The sequence below is a fragment of the Bradyrhizobium sp. CFUWI genome (genome assembly GCF_056429085.1).
The window spans coordinates 1-20,015 of sequence record NZ_JBWJZE010000031.1 but is presented as its reverse complement, the minus strand read 5'-3'; the positions used below and the strand labels follow the sequence as shown (position 1 = coordinate 20,015).

Genomic DNA, 20,015 nt, shown 5'->3' with positions numbered 1-20,015 from the left:
GGCAAATCACTGGCTATAACCCGCTATTAGATTCGATTGCTGAGAACTGACAACAGGCGGAAAGTGGCCGCGGGGTCGAGGACCAGGATCGCATCGAACAACCGCTTAGAGCTCAGGGCGTCACTGATGAGCTGCCGAAGGGCATCTTTGCCTTTCCTGAACACGCCTTAACTTATCTGCGTCTGGATACCGATGCGGAGGGCACCAAGTCCCGTGAGGTTGCGCAACTCTCCTGCACAGCGATCCCGACGCGAACCGACCCGCCGCGAGGACTTATAATAGCCACCAATGTCTCAGTGAATCTAAGAGTTGAGTAAAGTTGAGCAACGGATTGGCCTCTTGCAAGAGAGCTGCCGATGGGCGCAAAGGCACAGCCCACCAGGGTTGAATTTTTGAGCAACGAAGAGTCCCGACAATTCAATACCTTCGTTCGCTTCGTCTCATAAAATGTCAGAGACTCACCGCCCTCGGCCTTTATTCGCACGCTGTCGCTGGATAGCAACTCGGCAAGCGTATGGCCTGGGGCAGTCTCGCGCTGGATTGTGCCACCACCATGAAGTTCCCGGTTCTACCCATTTCGACAGAAACTTTGCTTCCGATTAACTTGGAAGGGAATTCTACTACCGGTTGATATATCGATTGATACCAACTGTGGTTTGGAATCCTAGCACTTGACCGAGCGATACGAGCTAGAGGGGTTATGCTTCGACCGTGCCAGTGGAATTTCGCGACCTACGCTGGGCAATCGTCGCGTCCCAGCACCGAAGCCTTCGCCAAGCAGCAGAGGCGCTCAGGATCAAGCAGCCAACGCTCAGTCGCTGTCTTCGAAGTCTCGAGCACGCGGTCGGTAGCAAGCTCTTCGACCGCAGTAACGGTGGGACGCGACCGACCATGGAAGCTCGCGAATTTCTTGAAGATGCCCGGCGCATCGTAGCCTCGACCGAGGCAATGACCGCTCGCCTCAAGATCCGCTCGCGTGGGGAGAGTGGTCGCTTGATCATTGGCGTACACACCTCCCTCTCAGCGGGCAATCTCCGGGCCACTCTCCTCGATCACCGGCGGCGGTTTCCCGATGTCGATCGACAATTTGTCGACGGCGCGAGCGATCATTTGATCTCGGATCTCACCAGCTCCGCCGTTGACATTGCCGTGGTGACAGAGTCCTATCCGAGCTGGAGCGACAGGTCATTGTTGCTCTGGAGCGAGCGTGTCGTCGCCGCCCTCCCAGCGGAGCATCCTCTCACAAGTCGTCACCTAATTCGCTGGGGCGAACTAAAAGGCGAACAGCTATTAATCTCGCAGCGTGGCCCAGGACCGGAATTTCTAAAGCTCCTCATCAGCAAATTGGGAGCTCTTGATGCTTTCACGCTGCCTCGCCATGAAATGGCGATCGAGCAACTGCTCCCCTTGGTCGGCGTGGACGGGGGTATTCTGTTAGCATTGGAAGGTGCGACCGGCGCTAGCTATCCAGGCGTCACCTTCCGAGAGGTCCACGACTCCGAGGGGCCGACACGAATGAGCTTCCGCGCGTACTGGCGGCAGACGAACAGCAATCCATCACTGCGTCCGTTTCTCGACCTGCTTCGCGAGCGCTATCCGGATCTTTCCGCTGCCCCCGGTGAGGCCTGAGCGACATTTCGCCGTGCCTTCGCAAAGGCCCGATCGGTTGCCATAAAACGCTCGATCATCGGCGCGATCAATTTGGCAGGTTCGGTCGGCGTCGCCGCGCTTCCGCTGCGCGTCAGAATCTCAGCGTAGCTTTTGAGATCCCTGAAGACCGCCGCCGGCAGTTCGATTGTGAGCTTGACCGGTTTGTCGTCTTCGAGGGGTGCAAGCTTGAGCTTCGTCATCGCGCACCTTTTTGTCCGTAGGGAGCCAGCACCAGGTCTCGCGTAACGATCACGCGGACCGGGAAACCTGGCCTGATCGTCAGCGTCGGTTGGATGTTGAGCTGGCGCTGCACGATCTGCTGGCCGGTCTGGCTGATGCTATTGGAGGCGCCGCTGCGGATTGCCTGAACGAGATTGTTCTCATTCTGGCTCGTGCCCGCCTCTGCTCCGACGCTCAGCATGGTCGAGAGGACGGCGGCCTTGAACAGCATGCCCCAGTGATTGTCGACCTCGTCCTCGAGCCCGGCATAACCACCGGTGTCGGCGCCAGGCTGGCGCTCTAGCACGATCGAATTGCCGTCCGGCATGATGATGCGGGTCCAGACCAGGAGGATGCGGCTCTGGCCGAACGCAACGGAGCTGTCGTACTGGCCGATCAGTTTTGCGCCCTGACGGATCAGAAGATACTTGCCGGACGGACTATCATACACCGCCTCGGTGACCTGAGCGGTGATCTGGCCGGGAAGATCGGACCTGATGCCGGTGATGAGCGCAGCCGGGATCACGGTGCCCGCCTGCACAACATAGGGCGAGACCTTGGCCTCGAGCCGGTCCGGACTGACCGTGCGCTTGTCCGTCGACGCGGTAAGGAAGGCCGTCTTGCGATCCTGCATGTTCTGCGCAGACCCGGCATCAACGGGTGGTGGCGCGGCCGGGGTCGTCGCGGTTGCGGTCGAGTTATTCGGGATGATTTGGCCCACGCTCTGCGGCTGCTGCACAGTCTGGGCGAAGAGGCGGCTGACCCGCGCCGCCTCGATCTCCTGCGATCTGTGCTGCGCCTCCGGATCGGATGTCATTCCCGGGACCACGGTGTTGGGTGCAGCGCCTGCATTCAGGATCGGCTTGCCGAGATCGCCGGGCAGCGGCTGTCCGAGCGGCGGCGCCTGCCGCGGCAGCCCGGTATAGTCCTTCGGCAAGGCAGCGAGGCCCTCGGCCGAAGGCCTGTTCTGGGTGGTGAGCAACTCCTGGCCGGCTTGCTGCTTGTTGCGGGTTTGCAGGGCGTAGCCGAGCGCTCCCGCGACCGCAAGCGCAGACACCGCGCCGAGACCGATCAACATCTTGCGTGAGAGGCGAGTGACCGCTGGCCGCTCGCCGCGGAGCCGAAGATCCGGCGGCGCGAGCAGTGGGACATCGCCTTGATGTTCGTCTTCGCTGCCTATCGCCATGAGCGCGGCCTTCCATCGGTGCGGACAATGCGCACACGCCGCTCGCTGTCCTTGTCGCCAAGACGTAATTCGGCGGCGGCGAACAGGCGATCGACGATGTAGTAGTTGCGGTTCGCTCGATAGTTGACCAACTCGGACCCGCCGGCCGGACCGATGACGAACAGCGGCGGCATTTCGCCCTGAACGATGCCGCTGGGAAATTCGATGTAGACCTTGTTGCCGTCGTCGAAAGCGCGCAACGGACGCCAGGCCGGATCATCGCCCTCGATCGCGTAGCGGAAGTTGATCGAGCCGAGATCGACGCCGGCGGCGATCGGCGCTGCGGCCTCCGCCGTCGCATTCTGCTGGCGAAGCGCAATGAGCTGGTCCTCGGGATATTGCCAGGAGACCGAGGCCATGTAGGTCTTCTCCGTCGAGCGCAGCTCGAGGAGATAGGTCCGGCGGTCGGTATTGATGACGAGATTGGTGATCAGCTCCGGCCGCGTCGGCTTGACCAGGATGTGGATCTTCTTGGTCGCGCCCGCCCCGCTCTCGGTATCGCCGATGATCCAGCGCACGGTGTCGCCGGCGGCGACCGGACCGGAACCTGTGAGTTGCTCGCCCTCCTGAAGGGCAACATCGGTGATCTGCCCAGGCGCCGTGTAGACCTGATAGAGGGCCCCGCCGGAGAACGGATAGACTTGCACCGCGTTGATGAAGCCGCCCCGAACCGGTTGCACGCGTGCCGCGGCGTTAGCCTGTTTGACGCGAACCTTTGGGTCCGCGGCTTCGGGGACGCGTTTGCCGGCGGCAAGCGGTTTCAACTGCCCGGGAAGCGGCAGGGGTTTTGGCAATTCCACGATCTTGACGGGCGGCGGCGGATCAGAGGTGAGCGTCGCCGGCTCCGCGCTATCGTAGTTGATATCGGGCGGAATGAAACTGTGCGCGCAGCCGCCAAGGGCCGAGACGGACATCAGCAAAGCCGCCAAAGCGGATTTACTGAAGCACGCGTCGTCGTGTTTCCGGGTTTGCTGAATGACGGAGAGACGCGAAGCCGGACCGCCGGCTGTTGAGGAAATCGGCGGGTTCATTGTCCCAGCTCCTTTGACCAGTTGATGGCGTTGACGTAGATGCCGAGCGGATTCTTGCGCAGCCGGTCGGCATCGGTTGGCGGCTGAATCGCGATGGTAAGAATGGCGGTCCAACGTGTGGTGCCGGCGAGCGCGCCGTCCTGATAGCGGTGTTCGACCCAGGCCACGCGAAAACTGTCGGGCGAGGCGCGGATGACGCTGGAGACGTCGATTGCGACCTGCTGCTTGCCGAGACTGGCGAATGGATCATTGGCGCGGGCGTAATCGTTCAGCGCCATTGCGCCCGCCGTGGTCGTGAAATCGTACGCTTTCAGCCAGTTCGCCCGCACGATGATCGGGTCAGCCGGCAGCGAGCGCACCATCACGATGAAATGGGCGAGGTACCAGGCAATCTGCGGGTCGCTCGGCCTGTAGTCAGCCACAGCGGGCGCCACGGCTTGTGCCTCGCCGAGCTTGTCGACCTGCACGACCCAGGGAACGACGCTGCCGTGCGTGGATTGCCAGACGAGCCCGCCGGCGAGGCCGCAACTAAGGATCAGCGAACCGAAGGCCATCAGCCGCCAGTTCTTCGCCTGCACGCGCGCCGAGCCGATGCGATCGTCCCACACTTGCGCGGCGCGCTGATACGGGGTTTCGGGTTCGGGCGTGCGGCTGTAGCGGATCGACGATCGCCGAAAAACTGACATTGATTATTCTCCCCCTGATAGCTCGACGGAGTGGCCGCCGCCATGGCTGTCGCCGGATTTGAGAGCTTGCGCGGCGGTCTGCGCGCCGTGAACGACCGCCTGATTGCGCTTGATGCGCTGCGCCCAGGCGGGTGGACTTCTCTCAGCCGACGCTTGAGAGGCGGCTCCATCATTTGCGGCCCCGCCACGCTCAACGGTCCCCATGGTCGACGAGCCACCCGTGTTGGCGACGCCGGACCGGGCGCCTGCGGTAAAGCTCTCGCTCATTGCCCCCGCTGCTTGCGCAACGGCACGTCTGGCGGGAGTTGCCGCCGCGCTGGCAGCCGCGCTGCCCGCGCCGCCAAGACCAGAGGCGACGTCGCCAGCGCCGGACCGGCCGGCTGAGGCAAGGCTGTAGGCCGAGGACATACCACCCGCCATCGCCGCACCACCACGTGCGGCGGCCGCGGCGCCGGAGGCTGCTGCCATCGCTCCCCTTCCGGCAAGCCCAAGCGCCGCGCCGCCGGCCATCGCCGTGCCGGCGACGGCAAGGCCAGTACCGACGGCAGCGCCTGCACCGAGCTGCGGCGCCCCCGAAACCAAACCCGTTGCGATGCCGGGTCCGAAGATGCCGAGGCCGAGCATGGCGAGCGCCGCGAGCACGACCGAGAGCGCCTGCTCGATGGTTGGCTGGCCGCCGCCGTAGGCAGTGGTGAACTGGGAGAAGAGTCCCGTCCCGATGCCGACGATGACGGCGAGCACCATCACCTTGACGCCGGAGGCGACGACGTTGCCCAACACCTTCTCCGCAAGGAAGGCGGTCTTGTTGAAAAGGGCGAAGGGAATGAGGATGAAGCCGGCAAGCGTCGTCAGCTTGAACTCGATCAACGTGACGAACAGTTGCACCGACAGTATGAAGAACGCGATCAGCACCAGGAGCCAGGACACCATCAGCACCGCGATCTGGACGAAGTTTGCAAAGAAGCTGGTGAAGCCCATCATCTGGCTTGCGGCGTCGAGCAGCGGCTGCCCCGCGTCGAGGCCGACCTGCGCGAGCCGGCCGGGCCGCAGGAAATCCGCTGTCGAGATCGAGGAGCCGCCGGCCTTCAGGCCAAGGCCGGCGAAGCTGTTGAAGATGACGCCCGAGAGACTGTTGAAGTTGGTGATGATGAAGGCGAAGAAACCGATATAGAGCGTCTTCTTCACCAGCCGCTGGAGAATGTCTTCGTCTCCGCTCCACGCCCAGAATACGCCGGCCAAGGTGATGTCGATGACGATCAGCGTCGAGGCGAGATAGGTGACCTCGCCTGTGACCAGGCCAAAGCCTGAATCGACATAGGTGGTGAAGATATTGAGGAAGGTGTCAATGACGCCGACATTGTTCATGGCCTACCTCCCTCCTTCCGCAGCGTTCGTCGTCGACGATGGGGCCGGCGCGGCCTGCGGCAGAAGTGGCCGCGCCGGCCTGCCGAAGAAGCGCGCGCGGTTCTCCTCCCAGACCGCTCTGCAGTGCGGATCTTCGGCATCCTCTGGTCCAAGCGCGCGGCAGCGGCGCAGCTCGGCCGAGAAATCGTCGGGTGCGGAGACGGCAGGCGTCTCGGATATGGGCTGTGACGCGGGACGCCGATGGATGAAGGACAGCGTAGCCATGAAGACGGCCAACAGAATGACCATCGCGGCTGCACGCAACATATCCGAGCGCTCCATATCCTCGCCTTTAGTTGCTGCTAAACATGGTGACGTTGCCGGGCTGGTAGCCACTGCGCGTCGAGAAGATCTTGTATTGCTGCTGGCCCTGCGACTCCGTTGCCGTCACACGCGCCTGCTCCAGCGCGTCCGCGCGTCCCTTGGCGACGAGAACCGCGACAAGGTCAGAAAGCTGCTGGGATTGCAGGGCGAGGAGCTGGTTGCCGGCTTGAGCCGCCTGCAGCGCGCCAGTTGCGGACTGGCTGGCTGTGACCAGCGACGTCATCGCGCTGGAGTTGGTCGAGATATTGCCGACGACGCCTGCCTGGACCTTCAGCGAGTCCTCGAATGCGCCCACCGAGTTCTGCCAACGGGTTTGGGCGGCGGCGAACAGCGTCGCGTTGGACCCGGTGGTCGGTGCCGCGCCGTAGCTGCTGGAGTACGCGGTTTGAATCTGCTGAACGTTGAAAGAAATGTTCTGCGCTTGCGTGAGAAGCGATTGGGTCCGCGCGATCGTCGACTGGAGCTGGGCCAGCGTCGACATCGGCAGGCTCGCAAGATTCTTCGCCTGATTCACCAGGCTCTGGGACTGGTTGGTCAGCATTTGGATTTGATTGTTGATCTGCTGCAGCTCGCGCGCCGCCGTCAGCACGTTCTGGCTGAAGTTCATGGGGTCGTAGACGATCCACTGCGCAGAGGTCGGTGTCGTCACAAGCGGCTGAAGCGACAGGGCGAGTGAGAGGGCGGTCGCGACCATCAGGCTGGCGCGCCGGGTCTTGCGGACGGTCATGATTACACCTCCAGGTTTGTCAGGTCAGGGATGAGATCGGCGGCCCACAGCAGCTCGTGATCGGCGAGAAAGGCCGGCGTAAAATTCTCGCGGCCGTGCTCGGCGAGCAGCCGTTCGATGGCGGCATGATCGGCCTTCGAGGATGCCGCGCAGAAGGCCAGCGCAATCGGTCCGAGGCCGAGCTCAAACAGTCGATTGCCGCGCCGCGATTGGCAGTAGTAGTCCCGCTTCGGCGTCGCTCGCGCGATGATCTCGATCTGGCGATCGTTGAGACCGAAGCGCCGATAGATCGCCGTAAGCTGCGGCTCAATGGCGCGCTCGTTCGGCAGGAAGATCCGCGTCGGGCAGCTTTCGACGATCGCGGGCGCGATATTGCTGCCGTCGATGTCGGAGAGCGATTGCGTGGCGAAGACGACAGAGGCGTTCTTCTTCCGGAGCGTCTTCAGCCATTCGCGCAGCTGCTGGGCGAAGGCCGGATCGTCGAGCACAAGCCAGCCCTCGTCGATGATGAGGAGCGTCGGCCGGCCGTCGAGCCGGCCCTCGATACGATGAAAGAGGTAGGTGAGGACGGCGGGCGCAGCATCAGCACCGATCAGGCCCTCGGTTTCGAAAGCCTGGACTGACGTGAAGCCGAGGTGCTCGGCCTCGGCGTCGAGCAGCCGGCCGGAGGGACCGCCGACGCAATAGGGTTGCAGCGCCTGTTTGAGCGCGGTCGACTGCAACAGGACTGTCAGTCCGGTGATCGTCCGTTCCTCGACAGGAGAGGAAGCCAGTGAGGTCAAAGCCGACCAGACATGCTCCTTCGCGGTCGGATCGATGGTAACGCCTTCCTTGGCGAGGATCGCGGTCACCCAATCGGCAGCCCAGGCACGCTCCGCCGCATCGCCGATGCGTGCGAGCGGCTGAAGAGAGACGGAGTCCTCGGCATTGTTCGACAGACTGCCACCGAGGTCGTGCCAATCGCCGCCCATGGCAAGCGCCGCGGTGCGGATCGAGCCACCGAAATCGAAGGCAAAGATCTGGCTCTTGCGGTAGCGGCGGAACTGGATCGCCATCAGCGCCAGCAGCACGGACTTGCCGGCGCCGGTCGGGCCGACGATCAGGGTATGGCCGACGTCGCCGACATGCAGCGAGAAGCGGAACGGCGTCGAACCTTCGGTCTTGCCGAAGAAGAGCGGTGCGCTGCGGAAATGCTCATCGCGCGCCGGCCCGGCCCAGACCGCCGAAAGCGGAATCATGTGGGCCAGGTTCAATGTTGAGAGCGGTGGCTGGCGGACGTTGGCGTAGGCGTGCCCCGGCAGTGAGCCGAGCCAGGCTTCGAGCGCATTCACCCCTTCGGGCATGCAGGTGAAGTCGCGTCCCTGGATGACTTTCTCGACGAGGCGAAGCTTCTCAGTGGCGCGGCTGGGGTCCTCATCCCAGACAGTGACGGTCGCGGTGACGTAGGCCTGCCCGACGTCATCGGTGCCCAGTTCCTGTAAGGCGAGATCGGCATCGACGGCCTTGTTGGCTGCATCACTATCGACCAGTGTCGACGTCTCATTCGTCATCACCTCCCTGACGATGGCGGCGATCGACTTTCGCTTGGCAAACCACTGTCGACGGATCCTGGTCAGCAGCTTCACCGCCTCGGTCTTGTCGAGGAGGATCGCGCGCGTCGACCAGCGGTAAGGGAACGCAAGCCGGTTCAACTCGTCGAGGATTCCGGGATGGGTCGCGGTCGGAAAACCGACCACGGTGAGCGTGCGAAGGTGGTGGCTGCCGAGGCGCGGCTCGAGGCCGCCGGCGAGCGGCTCGTCCGCGAGCAGCGCGTCGAGATGCATCGGCGTCTCTGGGACGCGGACGCGCTGTTGCCGCGTTGAGACGGTCGAGTGCAGGTAGGTGAGCGTGTCGCCGTCATCCAGCCACGCCACCTCGGGCATGAAGCCTTCCACCAGTTGCAGGACGCGGTTAGTCCGATCGACGAAGCCGCGCAGCAGTTCGTAGGGATCGACGCCGTTCTGCGCGCGGCCCTCATAGAGCCAGCCCTCGATCCGCGAGGCGTCCTCGGCCGGCGGGAGCCAGACGAAGGTCAGGAAATAGCGGCTCTCGAAATGGGCACCGGCCTCCTCGAAAGCATCCCGCCGCTCCAGATCGACCAGCGCGGATGCCGCATCGGGAAAGGCGTTGTAGGGATAGGTCTGGGCGGCGCTGCGCTGGGCCTCGACGAAGATCGCCCAGCCTGAGCCGAGGCGGCGCAATGCGTTGTTGAGCCGGGCCGTCACGCCGACCAACTCCGCAGAGGTTGCGCTGTCGAGATCCGGACCACGGAAGCGCGCCGTCCGTTGGAACGATCCGTCCTTGTTGAGGACCACACCGCGTTCGACCAACGCGGCCCAGGGCAGGAAGTCGGGAAGGCTGGCGGGCCGATTGCGATATTCGGCGAGGTTCAGCATGGAAGCCTCATGCACCGAGGTAGGGTGGATAGCGGAGGTGGCGTCGAACGACGTCCACGAACTGCGGGTCGCGCTTGGCTGCCCAGACGGCCGCGGCGTGGCCCACGGCCCAGATCAGCGCGCCGGGGATCCAGAGGCGCAGGCCGAGCGCGATGGCGGCCGCCAACGTGCCGTTGGCGATCGCGACGGTACGCGGCGCGCCACCCATCAGGATCGGGTCCGTGAGCGCGCGATGGACCGGCGCGAAGAAACCCGGCACCTCTGGATCGACAAGTGCAGCCATCAGACCAGCGCCCCACCCGAGAAGCTGAAGAAGGACAGGAAGAAGCTCGATGCGGCGAAGGCGATCGACAGTCCGAAGACAATCTGGATCAGCCGGCGGAAGCCGCCGGCGGTGTCGCCGAACGCAAGCGTCAGGCCGGTCACGGTGATGATGATGACGGAGATGATTTTCGCGACCGGACCTTGCACCGATTCCAGGATCTGATTGAGCGGCGTCTCCCACGGCATCGAGGAGCCAGAGGCGTAGGCCGCGGGCGCGAAAGCGACGGAGATGATAGCAATCGCCGCGAGGTCGTTGACGAGACGGCGAACGCGACCGGTCGCGCAAGCAAACTGGATCATGACGGGTCTCCGGAAAGCGAGGGTTCGCCGCCCGCCCCGGCGGGTTGGACGCGGTAATCGCCGGTGACGGGATCGAGGCCGGCGACGAGAGCAAGTTCAGCGAGGCGGCGTTCGCTGCCGCGGCCGCGCAGCACTGCGACGAGATCGATGGTCTCGGCGATCAACGCCTTGGGAACAGTGAGGACGGCTTCCTGGATCAGCTGTTCGAGGCGGCGAAGCCCGCCGAGCGCCGTGCCGGCGTGAATCGTTCCGATTCCACCGGGGTGACCGGTGCCCCAGGCTTTGAGGAGCTCCAAGGCTTCGCCGCCCCGCACCTCCCCGATCGGAATGCGGTCGGGACGTAAACGTAAGGAGGACCGGACCAGATCGGACAGCGACGCGACACCGTCCTTGGTGCGCAACGCGACAAGATTCGGAGCGCGACACTGCAGCTCGCGCGTGTCCTCGATCAGGACCACGCGATCGGTGGTGCCGGCGATTTCGGCGAGCAGTGCGTTCGTGAGGGTAGTCTTACCCGTCGAAGTGCCGCCCGCGACCAGGATGTTCTTGCGCGAGGCGACGGCGGCCCGCAGCGCCGCCGCTTGACCGCCGGTCATAATGCCGGCGCCGACGTAGTCATCGAGTGTGAACACCGCAACGGCCGGCTTGCGGATCGCAAAAGCCGGCGCTGCAACGACAGGCGGGAGAAGCCCCTCGAACCTCTCTCCCGTCTCGGGAAGCTCGGCCGAGACGCGAGGGCTACCGGCATGGACCTCCGCGCCGACGTGGTGCGCGACCAGGCGCACGATCCGCTCGCCGTCGGCCGCGGACATCATCTGTCCGCTATCCTCCAGGCCGCCCGAAAGCCTGTCGATCCAGAGCCGACCATCGGGGTTGAGCATCACCTCGACGATCGAGGGGTCTTCAAGGAACGTCGCAATTGCCGGGCCAAGCGCGGTGCGCAGCATGCGCGCGCCACGCGAGAAGGCTTCCGAATGGAGTGAAGTGCCCGCCACGATCGTTCCCCCGTCGAGCGTCAATCGCAGCAATGCGATCGGCGACGGGGATGAATAGAAAAGGCAGGAAAAGGGTCAGTTCAACAAGTATTCAGCCGTCGTAGGAGCGCAGCGTAGAGCAGAGAAAAAATACTTGCTGTATCGAAAGGGTGCTGATCGAACCCACACAAATTTTCGCAATAGGTTGCGTCTCCAGGCTGAGGCTGCGCAACCTCCGCCCTAATCGGCACTTCGGCTGAAACGTCTGCTGTTCGGGTAGATCGGAAGAGAGCGCAGATTTGTAAAAGCGACGCTGTTGCCCCTGTGCAGACTTCGGCGCTTCCGCATTCTCAACATCGTCGATGACGTCACCAAGGAATGCCTGGGCGCCGTTCCGGATACATCGATCTCGGGGCGGCGCGTGGCCCGCGAACTGACGACAATCGTCGAGCGACGCGGCAAGCCAGGAATGATCGTGTCCGACCATGGCACCGAGTTCACCTGTAACGCCATGCTCGCCTGGTGCAAGGACACCGTCGTCATCGATTGGCACTTCATCGCACCGGGAAAGCCGATGCAGAACGGCTTCATCGAGAGTTTCAACGGCCGGATGCGCGATGAGTTGCTCAACGAGACCCTATTCTTCGATCTCGATGACGCCCGTGCCAAGATCGCCAATTGGGTCGCCGACTACAATCTCCAGCGCCCACACTCGTCGCTGAAATACCTGACTCCCGCGGCCTACGCCGCCCACCTCACCGCAACGGACGATCGGCTGCGCAACCCCGACCAGCTCCGCCGATCGTCCGTTGCTCCACCCGCGCCACTTGGCGTACAAATGATCTGAGGCCGGCAAACTGGACCATTTTTCGCTAGAGTTTTTCGCATCGAGTCCCCGGCTGGGGAGGAGCGAAGAACGATGAAAGCCTCAAGATTTTCGGACGCCCAGAAGGCGTTTATTCTCAAGCAGGGCCATGATGGGGTCCCGGTCGCGGACATTTGCCGCAAGGCCGGGATTAGCCAGGCGACCTACTTCAATTGGAAGAAAAAGTATGACGGACTGCTGCCGACCGAGATGCGACGGCTGAAGCAGCTCGAGGAGGAGAATGGCAAGCTGAAGAAGCTGGTGGCGGATCTATCGCTCGACAAGGAGATGCTGTCATGCACGCGTTCGCTACGGCTATCGCCGTGTCCACGTTCTGCTCCGCCGCGAGGGATGGCGCCACGGCCAGAACCAGACGCGGCGCATCTATCGCGAATTGGGCCTGCAATTGCGCAACAAAACGCCGAAGCGGCGGGTCAAGGCCAAGCTGCGCGAGGATCGCAGGCCAGCGACGCGGTCGAACGAGACCTGGGCGATGGACTTTGTTCATGATCAGCTGGCGACCGGGCATAAACTGCGCGTGCTCACGATCGTCGATATCTTCTCCCGCTTCTCGCCGGCGCTGGTGCCGCGGTTCACCTTCCGCGGCAGCGACGTCGTGGCGATGCTCGAAAGGGCCTGCAAGGAAGTGGGATATCCGGCGACGATCCGCGTCGATCAGGGCAGCGCGGTCGCCATGCCCAATGCGTCGGACACCCGCTTCGCGGTCCTTTCGTCGTTGGTCGCGAAGCTGACCCGGATGTGACAATTGTCGAGGATCGAGTTGTTTGGGCCATAGGCCTTCTCGATCTGGTTCAGCGACTGAGCGATCAGGAAGCTCTTGATGCCATAACCGGCCATGAAGGCGAGCGCGGACTCAAAGAAGTCGAGCCGGCCGAGTGCAGGGAATTCGTCGAGCATCAGCAGGAGCCGGCGCCGGCGGGCCCTGGCCTGGATATCCTCGGTCAATCGGCGGCCGATCTGGTTGAGGATCAACCGGATCAGCGGCTTGGTGCGGTTGATGTCCGATGGCGGCACCACGAGGTAAAGCGTGGTCGCTCGCTCTGTCCCGACGATGTCGGTGATCCGCCAGTCGCAGCGCCTGGTCACCTCGGCGACGACGGGGTCGCGGTAGAGACGGAGGAACGACATCGCGGTGCTCAGGACACCAGAGCGCTCGTTGCCGGACTTGTTCAACAGCTCGCGTGCCGCAGACGCGACGACGGGATGGACTCCGGCCTCGCCGAGATGCGTCGTCCGCATCATCGCGGCAAGCGTCGATTCGATCGGCCGCTTGGGATCGGACAGGAAGGCCGCGACTCCGGCGAGCGTCTTGTCCGTCTCGGCGTAGAGGACGTGGAGAATGGCGCCGACCAGCAGCGCGTGACTGGTCTTCTCCCAGTGGTTCCGCTTCTCGAGGCTGCCCTCGGGGTCGACGAGGATGTCGGCGATGTTTTGGACGTCGCGCACCTCCCACTCGCCATGCCGTACTTCCAGCAACGGGTTGTAGGCTGACGATTTCGCATTGGTCGGATCGAACAGAAGGACGCGGCCATGCTGCGCGCGGATCATCGCGAAGCGGCCGGAGGCGAGCGCGAAGCGCTGTCTATAGGTCCCAGCAACATATTCGCCGGCGGCCGACGGATTGAACGGCCGGCCAGTCTCCGCTGCGAGCTGCTCACCCAAAGCTTCAACCTCCCGGCGACGCAGCGTGCCAATAAGGTTCTTCGCGAACACCAATCCACGCGCCTGGCGCTCGGCGAGACCGTGCTCGATGAGTTGCTCGGCCCGTCGTTCCATAGCTTGGGCGGACCTCGGCGCCGAAGCCAGCCTGGCCAAGTGCGACTGGATCGCGCGCGACCGCCTGCCGGTCGAGCCATGTCGCGCCACTTGCCGTCACCTGTGCTTCGATCGACAGATCGGAGCGGACGGCCAGCGCCGCGCGGCGCTGCCCTCTCGCGTCGTCGAACTTGCGGAGCTCGACGATTGAGCCCGGCGCGCTGTTGTCGGCGGCGTCGAGATCGGGGAGCCTGATGTAGTGGGTACGGCCATCGACGCCGTCGACGACGGCATAAGCGGTCCCCTTGAGCTCGTCGTCGAGACCGCGATCGACGAGACGTCCGATGACGGGGACATCGAGGCTTTCGCCTGATAGCACGTAGCTTGCGGTCCCCCGCTCGATGCCGCGTTCGGTCAGACTGCGGTGAATATCCCCGATCGTTAGCTTCAACGCTCACGACCGCGCCTCTTAAGCGAAGCCGCTTGAAGTGATTTGAGACCTACTCCTGAAAGTCGATCCCGAGGGGCCAACCCTCATCGCTGCCACAGCTTGCGCACACAGATTTTCAGATCATTCCGATCATCCTTTCTGTGTGCTTCTGCAGCACACTGTCGTCGCCGTGCAGCCGCTCGGCGGCCAGGGCGTGGCGCTCGATTAGCCCATAGAGCGGCTGCAGGACCGCCGCACAGGCGCCGACCTGGTCGGCCAGTGTCGACAGGCTCAGATCGATGCCCTCCCGGGCATAGCGCTCGCTCTGCCGGTTCAAGGGCTGATGCTGGCCGAACTTCTCAAACAGGATCATGGCCAGGAGGTTGGGCCCGGCAAAGCCGCGCGGCGTCACGTGGAAGGGGGCCGGCGGTTGGGTGATCGTCTCGCAGTCCCGGCACGAGAACTTCTCGCGTACCGTCTGGATCACCTTCCACTGCCGGGGAATGACCTCCAGCGTCTCGGTGATGTCCTCGCCCAGCTTCGAGAGCCTCAATGACCCGCAGCAGGGACAGCTCTCCGGCGCCGCGATCACCACGCGTTCGCGCGGCAGATGCTCGGGGAGCGGTTTGCGCGACGGCCGCGTGCGCTTGAACGATTGCACGGTCTGCGCCTTGGCTGCCGCCCTCTCGGCCGCCAATCCGTCTTCGATAGCCGCCGCTTCCAGTTCTTCGAGCTGAAGCTCCATCTGCTCCAAGAGCCGCGCCTTGCGTTCCGAGCGGCTGCCGTAAATCTGGCGACGCAGCTTCTCGATCTCGAGCTTGAGGTAACTGATCAGTGCCTCGGCCGCCTTCGCATTGGCAGCTTCCGCTTTGGCGCTCGCAGCAACCGCCTCCGCTTGAAGGCGCGCGGCGCGCTCCGCGATGATCATCGCATGCGCGGCGGCAAGATCGGTGGGAAGCGATTCAGATGTGGTCACGACGATGATGGAATCACATCCATCACGATCCGGGAAGCGCAAAGCCTCATCCGACCGATGTCGGCCGCCACGTCTCTTGTGGGTGCCTCCAGTCGATCCCGGACAAGAGATAACCGAGCTGCGCCGACGAGATCGTCACCACTCCCTCAGCCGGGCTCGGCCAGATGAAGCGACCCCGCTCCAGGCGTTTTGTGAACAGGCAGGCGCCCTGGCCATCATGCCAGATCACCTTCAAGAGATTGCCGCGACGACCGCGGAAGCAAAACAGGTGGCCGCCCAGCGGGTTGCGATGCAAGATCTCTTGGACCTGCAATGCCAGCGACGGAAAGCCCTTCCGCATGTCGGTATAGCCGGTTGCGAGCCATACCCGCACGCCGGCAGGCAACGGAATCATCGTGGCCGTCCATCGGTCAGCGCCGCCACGACTGCGCTCAGCGCCGCCGCGTCAACCGCGCCCGTGATCCGCATCCGAGCCCCGGCCGCGAACTCGATCTCGATCGCACCGCAGGTCCCGGAGGGCGCCGTCAACGGTTGCCGTTCTGGCGCAATGGAGACTGCCGCAAAACGGACCTCGTCATCCTGCCGCTGCATCGGCCCAGGCTCGAAAGCGAGGACACCTGTGCGTGCCTGCCGCCGCCAGGCCGTGACCAGATTGCGGTGAACATCATGTCGTCGAGCAACCTCGACAACACTGGCCCCAGTGCGCCAGACTCTCCTCCACAATCCGAAGCTTCTCGGCAGTGGTCCACCGCCGTCGCCGCTCTGGACCGGACAGAACCGTAACCGTCGTAACGTTTGCTCATTTGTTTGCAAATCAATGAGCGAACCATCTCAGCTCGAACGCAATCCGGGAAGACGGCCCTCGCCGGGGGCTTACCGCGCGGCGTCTTCGGTGTCATCAAGCGCGAACCGCGCCGCCGCTCCGCCATCGAACCCATCATCGGACACCTGAAGGCCGATGGTCACCTCGGCCGCTGCTACCTCAAAGGCCGCGCCGGCGATGCGGCTAACGTCATCCTCTCAGCCGTCGGCCACAACTTCCGCCGCATCCTCGCCTGGCTCAGAGAACTCTTGTGCCTCATCCTGCTCCAGCTATGGCGCACGTTCGGCCGTCCCGCCCCGCTCAATTCGCCTTCTTAACGGACGACTCTCTAGCGGGCGCCGACGACAAACCTCTCTGCTGAAGTGGACCCTATGCTGAGGACCACTGGGGCCGGCTTCTTAAGTGGAACTGCTGCCGTTCGTTCTTCCCAATAACATTACGCTACTCTTGCTTGCTGCTGTTGTGGCTGTGGGGATGTGGGCAACGCGCAGCGTTGTCCAAGCTTCTCGCTTGCGAGAAGCGTCATATCCACAGCCTCTTCGCCGAATGCGCCGGTGACGCCGGCCCGCCAGACGGCCATCGGCGCGCGGTTTTCCAGCGCCTGATGAGGGCGCTGGAAATTGTAAAACTCGATCCATCGGGCGATTCCGGCTTTGGCCTCGTGGCCATCCGAATAACCCTTGAGATAGATGTCCTCGTATTTGAGAGAGCGCCACAGCCGCTCGATGAACACGTTGTCCATCCAGCGCCCGCGACCGTCCATCGAGATCCTGACGCCAGTGGCGGCCAGCGTGCCGGTGAAGGCGGCGCTGGTGAACTGGCTGCCCTGGTCGGTATTGAAGATCTCAGGCCGGCCGAAGCGTGCCAAGGCCTCTTCGAGCGCAGACACGCAGAACGATGTGTCCATCGTGTTCGACAGGCGCCAGGCCAGCACCGCACGGCTCGCCCAATCGATGATCGCCACCAGATATAGAAAGCCCTGGCCGATCGGCACATAAGCGCCGCGATGCCCATCTGGCGCATCAACCGCTGCACGCGCTTGCGATTGATGCGACACCCTTCGCCATTGAGCATCGCCATCATTCGCCGCGAGCCCAGGAACGGCCAGGCCGTGAACAGCTGGTCGATCCGCCGCATCAGCTCAACGTCGTTGTCATTGGCCGGCCGTGGCGGCCGATATATGCTCGATCGCGCAACGCTCAGCAGTTGGCATTGCCGGCGGATCGATAGACTCTCATGATCGCGCTGAAGCAATCCTCGGCGATCCGGCGCGCTCATCTTCCGGACCTCCTGGCTAAGAAATCTCGCTCGACCGTCAATTGTCCGATCTTGGCGTGGAGCTTCTCGACCTCCAGTTCGTGAGCCGCCTCGCCATCCCGACCAGCGCCCGCGTCGAACGCCCGAACCGCTTGATCCTGAAGCTGCTTCTTCCACGCATAAATCTGGTTCACATGCACCTGGTAGCGCTGTGCCAGATCCGTCACCGTTGATTGTTCTCGCAGCGCCTCCAAGGCGATCTTCGCCTTCAGCGCCGCATCGATTTTCCGTCTCGTCTTCTTCATGGTCCGCTCCGTTTATCAAAACGGAACGGCATCCGCACCACCTAAGCCGCTGGTCCAAAATCCGGGGTCCACTTCACGGCCTTCTAAGCTGTCGTCGTTGGCCCTGACCAGATTGGGTCCGCCATTATGACGGTATGATGATCCCATCTAGGGTTCTTCGATCCGAAAATACGTTTGCGTAATGTGCGCCGACGTAAGTTGGTAACCTTGTGTTCTGGCCTCCGAAATATCTGCCAGGCGTCGATCAGAGGGGAGTGTAAGGCGAGAACTGATATTAAAATGAGGATACTTTCCCTCGCCAGCCACCGGCGCGTTACTCGCGCCCCATTTCCGCCAACGGATCTTCCGTTACATCGCCGGCGACGGGAGGCTGGTCAAGGACTTGAGCGAACCGCCGTAAGAGGGCGGTCGTGCTTGGCGACATTTCCGCAACCGGGCCGGGTATATAGCATGAGACGAGATAGGCCCGGCGTCGTGCCTCAGAGTCATCCAGTAGCAATGGCAACGTCTCGATTGCTCGTTCCGGCTCCAAGATCGCGATGATGGTCTGCCGGCGAGTGATTGCATTCAGGCGGTCAGACGCGAGAGAGCGGAACGGTTCGTCCTGCGTTAGAACGCGTGACCAGCGGTCCAGACGATCGCGGCGAATACCACCGCGATCGTTGACAAGCAGCGTCATCATACGAACGACCGCTTCGATGAAGCCTCCGGTCGCGATCGCCTTGAGTGCAAAGCAAACGTCAGGGCGCGACCGCAATTCTTCGAGTGTCGTTTGCCTCGTATTCACCTCGTAGCGACTACCAAAGTAGTCCTGCAAAGGAGTATTCCACATGCTGTGGAACACCAGCTCATAGATCGTGTCGCGCAGGTCGCGCCAGAAGATGATCGTCCGTTCGATATGTTGCACATACAGCGCTTCCGCAACCAAGAATGGATTATCCGCTCTGGCCTTTGCTCGAGACCTAAGAACCTGCTCAGCTCGGGACTTGAGGCCGACGAGCATCGGGTTTTGCGAAGAGAGTAGCGCTCGCGACAAACGCTGCGGATGAACAGCTCGACCGGCTTCGGCCGTCAGTTTCGTGACTGCAGCTCTGACGAATGGGCGGGCAACAGGTGATAGACCTGTGCCTGAAGTTGCGATGCGCGGTCCACCGCGCCGAAAGGACGCTCGTCGCGATAATTGTCGTTAAATGCCAGGATGTCCTTGAAGCTGCGTTGGACTAGCTCAACGCTGTAGTCTTTTCGTCCATCATGTTCCTGAATATCCGTGACGCACATTTCGTAGAGCCCGGGCATCAACGCTTCGATCGCCTCAAGAGTGGTTGCGACTTGCCTAAACTCCCGATTGACAACTTTAGACGAGACGAAGATGCCGAGGTGCCCGACGTCATTATGCACCATATAGATAATGTGTTGGCCGCAGGCGCGGATTTCCTCTTCGTTCTCGTAAGCATCTGTAATCCAATTCAGAGCCTGCTGGGGTGGCGTAACGTTGTCGCCATGGCTGGCAAACACGATGATCGGTGCCCTGATCTGCTTGAGATCCACGTGCTGACGTTCTGATGCTAGATAGGCTTTGTTTTTGGCAAGTCGGTTGCCGATGAACAGGTTTTCCAGCAGATCTCGTTCTCGTGCAGCAGACAGAAGCTGGCCCACCACGTCTCTGTTGCAAGGAAGCTTTCGCGCGCTGTATCCACGTCGCGAAAAAGGTTGGCGTACTTTAGGAATAGCCGCTCGGGATTGAGCAATTCGAAATTGTGTATGAGATTGGCGCCGTCGAACATTCCCTTGCCGAGGTCGCACAGAAACATTGGAATCCAGACTCCGCCGAATATGCCGGCAATGTAGCGGAAGGTGTTGTCGCCGATGTTCCCCGACACAGCTGACACCGGTGATCCATTGATGGTAATAGGGCCTGTCAAGTCAGGGTTTGTCGCGGCCATGACGAGGGTCGCCCAGCCAGTGTTCGCCGTCAGCACTCTTGAGACAGATTGAAGGGTTTTCCGGAAGGAGGATTTCTGGTTCATCGTAGCCACCAGGAGCGAAGATGAAGCAGAAATCCGGGCCGCGTAAGCCGGCGGCTGAACAAGTGTTGAAGGACATCCGGCGCCAGACCCGTCGGCATTACTCTGCGGAAGAGAAGATCCGTATTGTGCTGGAGGGGCTGCGGGGCGAGGAGAACATCTCCGAGCTCTGCCGCCGCGAAGGCATCGCCGCCTCGATGTATTACGGTTGGTCCAAGGAGTTCCTGGAAGCCGGCAAGCGTCGCCTGGCTGGCGACACG

At 62.6% G+C, this 20,015-nt stretch carries 15 protein-coding genes and 8 pseudogenes; 5 read left to right on the top strand and 18 right to left on the bottom strand.

All coding sequences use genetic code 11. The features are described from left to right. Positions 1 to 711 precede the first annotated feature (711 nt). Positions 712 to 1,629, top strand: coding sequence for a LysR family transcriptional regulator (locus AC066S_RS35275; protein WP_126261876.1), 918 nt, complete (start codon positions 712 to 714; stop codon positions 1,627 to 1,629). Here the strand turns inward: AC066S_RS35275 and AC066S_RS35270 are convergent. The 11 genes from AC066S_RS35270 to trbB are packed head-to-tail and all read right to left on the bottom strand — an operon-like array spanning position 1,593 to position 11,320. Continuing rightward, positions 1,593 to 1,850 (bottom strand): DUF2274 domain-containing protein, encoded by a 258-nt coding sequence (locus AC066S_RS35270; protein WP_164719112.1) that lies wholly within the window; start codon positions 1,848 to 1,850, stop codon positions 1,593 to 1,595. The genes AC066S_RS35275 and AC066S_RS35270 overlap by 37 nt on opposite strands. Then, positions 1,847 to 3,055 (bottom strand): TraB/TrbI/VirB10 family type IV secretion system protein, encoded by a 1,209-nt coding sequence (locus tag AC066S_RS35265; protein ID WP_126261877.1) that lies wholly within the window; start codon positions 3,053 to 3,055, stop codon positions 1,847 to 1,849. Before AC066S_RS35265 ends, AC066S_RS35270 begins: the two co-directional genes overlap by 4 nt. Then, the gene (gene trbG, locus AC066S_RS35260) at positions 3,046 to 4,125 is read right to left on the bottom strand and encodes a P-type conjugative transfer protein TrbG (protein WP_126261878.1); all 1,080 of its coding nucleotides are present in this window, start codon (positions 4,123 to 4,125) and stop codon (positions 3,046 to 3,048) included. Before trbG ends, AC066S_RS35265 begins: the two co-directional genes overlap by 10 nt. Next, positions 4,122 to 4,811: a conjugal transfer protein TrbF gene (gene trbF, locus AC066S_RS35255; protein ID WP_126261879.1), complete on the bottom strand. Its 690-nt coding sequence runs from the start codon at positions 4,809 to 4,811 to the stop codon at positions 4,122 to 4,124. The genes trbG and trbF overlap by 4 nt, the downstream gene beginning before the upstream one ends. 3 nt (positions 4,812 to 4,814) lie before the next feature. Continuing rightward, complete coding sequence (trbL, locus tag AC066S_RS35250) at positions 4,815 to 6,176, bottom strand: P-type conjugative transfer protein TrbL (protein WP_126261880.1); 1,362 nt, start codon at positions 6,174 to 6,176, stop codon at positions 4,815 to 4,817. A 3-nt stretch (positions 6,177 to 6,179) separates the two neighbouring features. Beyond that, entirely contained in the window at positions 6,180 to 6,497 is a 318-nt protein-coding gene (gene trbK-alt / locus AC066S_RS35245; RefSeq protein ID WP_126261881.1) for a putative entry exclusion protein TrbK-alt, read from the bottom strand. A 10-nt stretch (positions 6,498 to 6,507) separates the two neighbouring features. Then, positions 6,508 to 7,266, bottom strand: coding sequence for a P-type conjugative transfer protein TrbJ (gene trbJ / locus AC066S_RS35240; protein WP_126261882.1), 759 nt, complete (start codon positions 7,264 to 7,266; stop codon positions 6,508 to 6,510). 2 nt (positions 7,267 to 7,268) lie between these two features. Continuing rightward, positions 7,269 to 9,701, bottom strand: coding sequence for a conjugal transfer protein TrbE (gene trbE / locus AC066S_RS35235; protein ID WP_126261883.1), 2,433 nt, complete (start codon positions 9,699 to 9,701; stop codon positions 7,269 to 7,271). A gap of 7 nt (positions 9,702 to 9,708) precedes the next feature. Further along, complete coding sequence (locus tag AC066S_RS35230; RefSeq protein WP_164719113.1) at positions 9,709 to 9,984, bottom strand: VirB3 family type IV secretion system protein; 276 nt, start codon at positions 9,982 to 9,984, stop codon at positions 9,709 to 9,711. After that, positions 9,984 to 10,325, bottom strand: coding sequence for a TrbC/VirB2 family type IV secretion system protein (locus tag AC066S_RS35225; protein ID WP_126261884.1), 342 nt, complete (start codon positions 10,323 to 10,325; stop codon positions 9,984 to 9,986). The genes AC066S_RS35230 and AC066S_RS35225 overlap by 1 nt, the downstream gene beginning before the upstream one ends. Then, on the bottom strand, positions 10,322 to 11,320 hold the full coding sequence (gene trbB / locus AC066S_RS35220) for a P-type conjugative transfer ATPase TrbB (RefSeq protein WP_126261890.1): 999 nt from the start codon (positions 11,318 to 11,320) through the stop codon (positions 10,322 to 10,324). The genes AC066S_RS35225 and trbB overlap by 4 nt, the downstream gene beginning before the upstream one ends. A 313-nt stretch (positions 11,321 to 11,633) precedes the next feature. Between trbB and AC066S_RS35215 the strand changes: the two are divergent. Then, positions 11,634 to 12,146: pseudogene (locus AC066S_RS35215) on the top strand (integrase core domain-containing protein); the annotation flags it as partial. Between the two features lie 72 nt (positions 12,147 to 12,218). After that, positions 12,219 to 12,849: pseudogene (locus AC066S_RS35210) on the top strand (transposase); the annotation flags it as partial. Here the strand turns inward: AC066S_RS35210 and AC066S_RS35205 are convergent. The 5 genes and pseudogenes from AC066S_RS35205 to AC066S_RS35185 all read right to left on the bottom strand — a co-directional run. Continuing rightward, positions 12,846 to 14,370: pseudogene (locus AC066S_RS35205) on the bottom strand (type IV secretory system conjugative DNA transfer family protein); the annotation flags it as partial. The pseudogenes AC066S_RS35210 and AC066S_RS35205 sit on opposite strands and share 4 nt — an antisense overlap. Positions 14,371 to 14,542: 172 nt before the next feature. Further along, positions 14,543 to 15,298: pseudogene (tnpC, locus tag AC066S_RS35200) on the bottom strand (IS66 family transposase); the annotation flags it as partial. A 94-nt stretch (positions 15,299 to 15,392) separates the two neighbouring features. Then, on the bottom strand, positions 15,393 to 15,740 hold the full coding sequence (tnpB, locus tag AC066S_RS35195; protein WP_126261886.1) for an IS66 family insertion sequence element accessory protein TnpB: 348 nt from the start codon (positions 15,738 to 15,740) through the stop codon (positions 15,393 to 15,395). After that, positions 15,737 to 15,937, bottom strand: coding sequence for a hypothetical protein (locus AC066S_RS35190; protein WP_235885257.1), 201 nt, complete (start codon positions 15,935 to 15,937; stop codon positions 15,737 to 15,739). The genes tnpB and AC066S_RS35190 overlap by 4 nt, the downstream gene beginning before the upstream one ends. Before the next feature lie 57 nt (positions 15,938 to 15,994). Further along, a pseudogene (locus AC066S_RS35185) lies at positions 15,995 to 16,069 on the bottom strand (hypothetical protein); the annotation flags it as partial. Positions 16,070 to 16,216: 147 nt separating this feature from the next. On the opposite strand from AC066S_RS35185, the pseudogene AC066S_RS35180 reads away from it, so the two are divergent. Beyond that, positions 16,217 to 16,486: pseudogene (locus tag AC066S_RS35180) on the top strand (transposase); the annotation flags it as partial. Between the two features lie 263 nt (positions 16,487 to 16,749). Here the strand turns inward: AC066S_RS35180 and AC066S_RS35175 are convergent. After that, a pseudogene (locus AC066S_RS35175) lies at positions 16,750 to 17,731 on the bottom strand (IS3 family transposase); the annotation flags it as partial. 313 nt (positions 17,732 to 18,044) lie between these two features. Then, positions 18,045 to 19,674, bottom strand: a pseudogene (locus AC066S_RS35170) (DUF3141 domain-containing protein). A 104-nt stretch (positions 19,675 to 19,778) separates the two neighbouring features. Between AC066S_RS35170 and AC066S_RS35165 the strand changes: the two are divergent. Next, a partial coding sequence (locus tag AC066S_RS35165; RefSeq protein ID WP_478271802.1) for a transposase occupies positions 19,779 to 20,015 on the top strand: 237 nt, incomplete at its 3' end.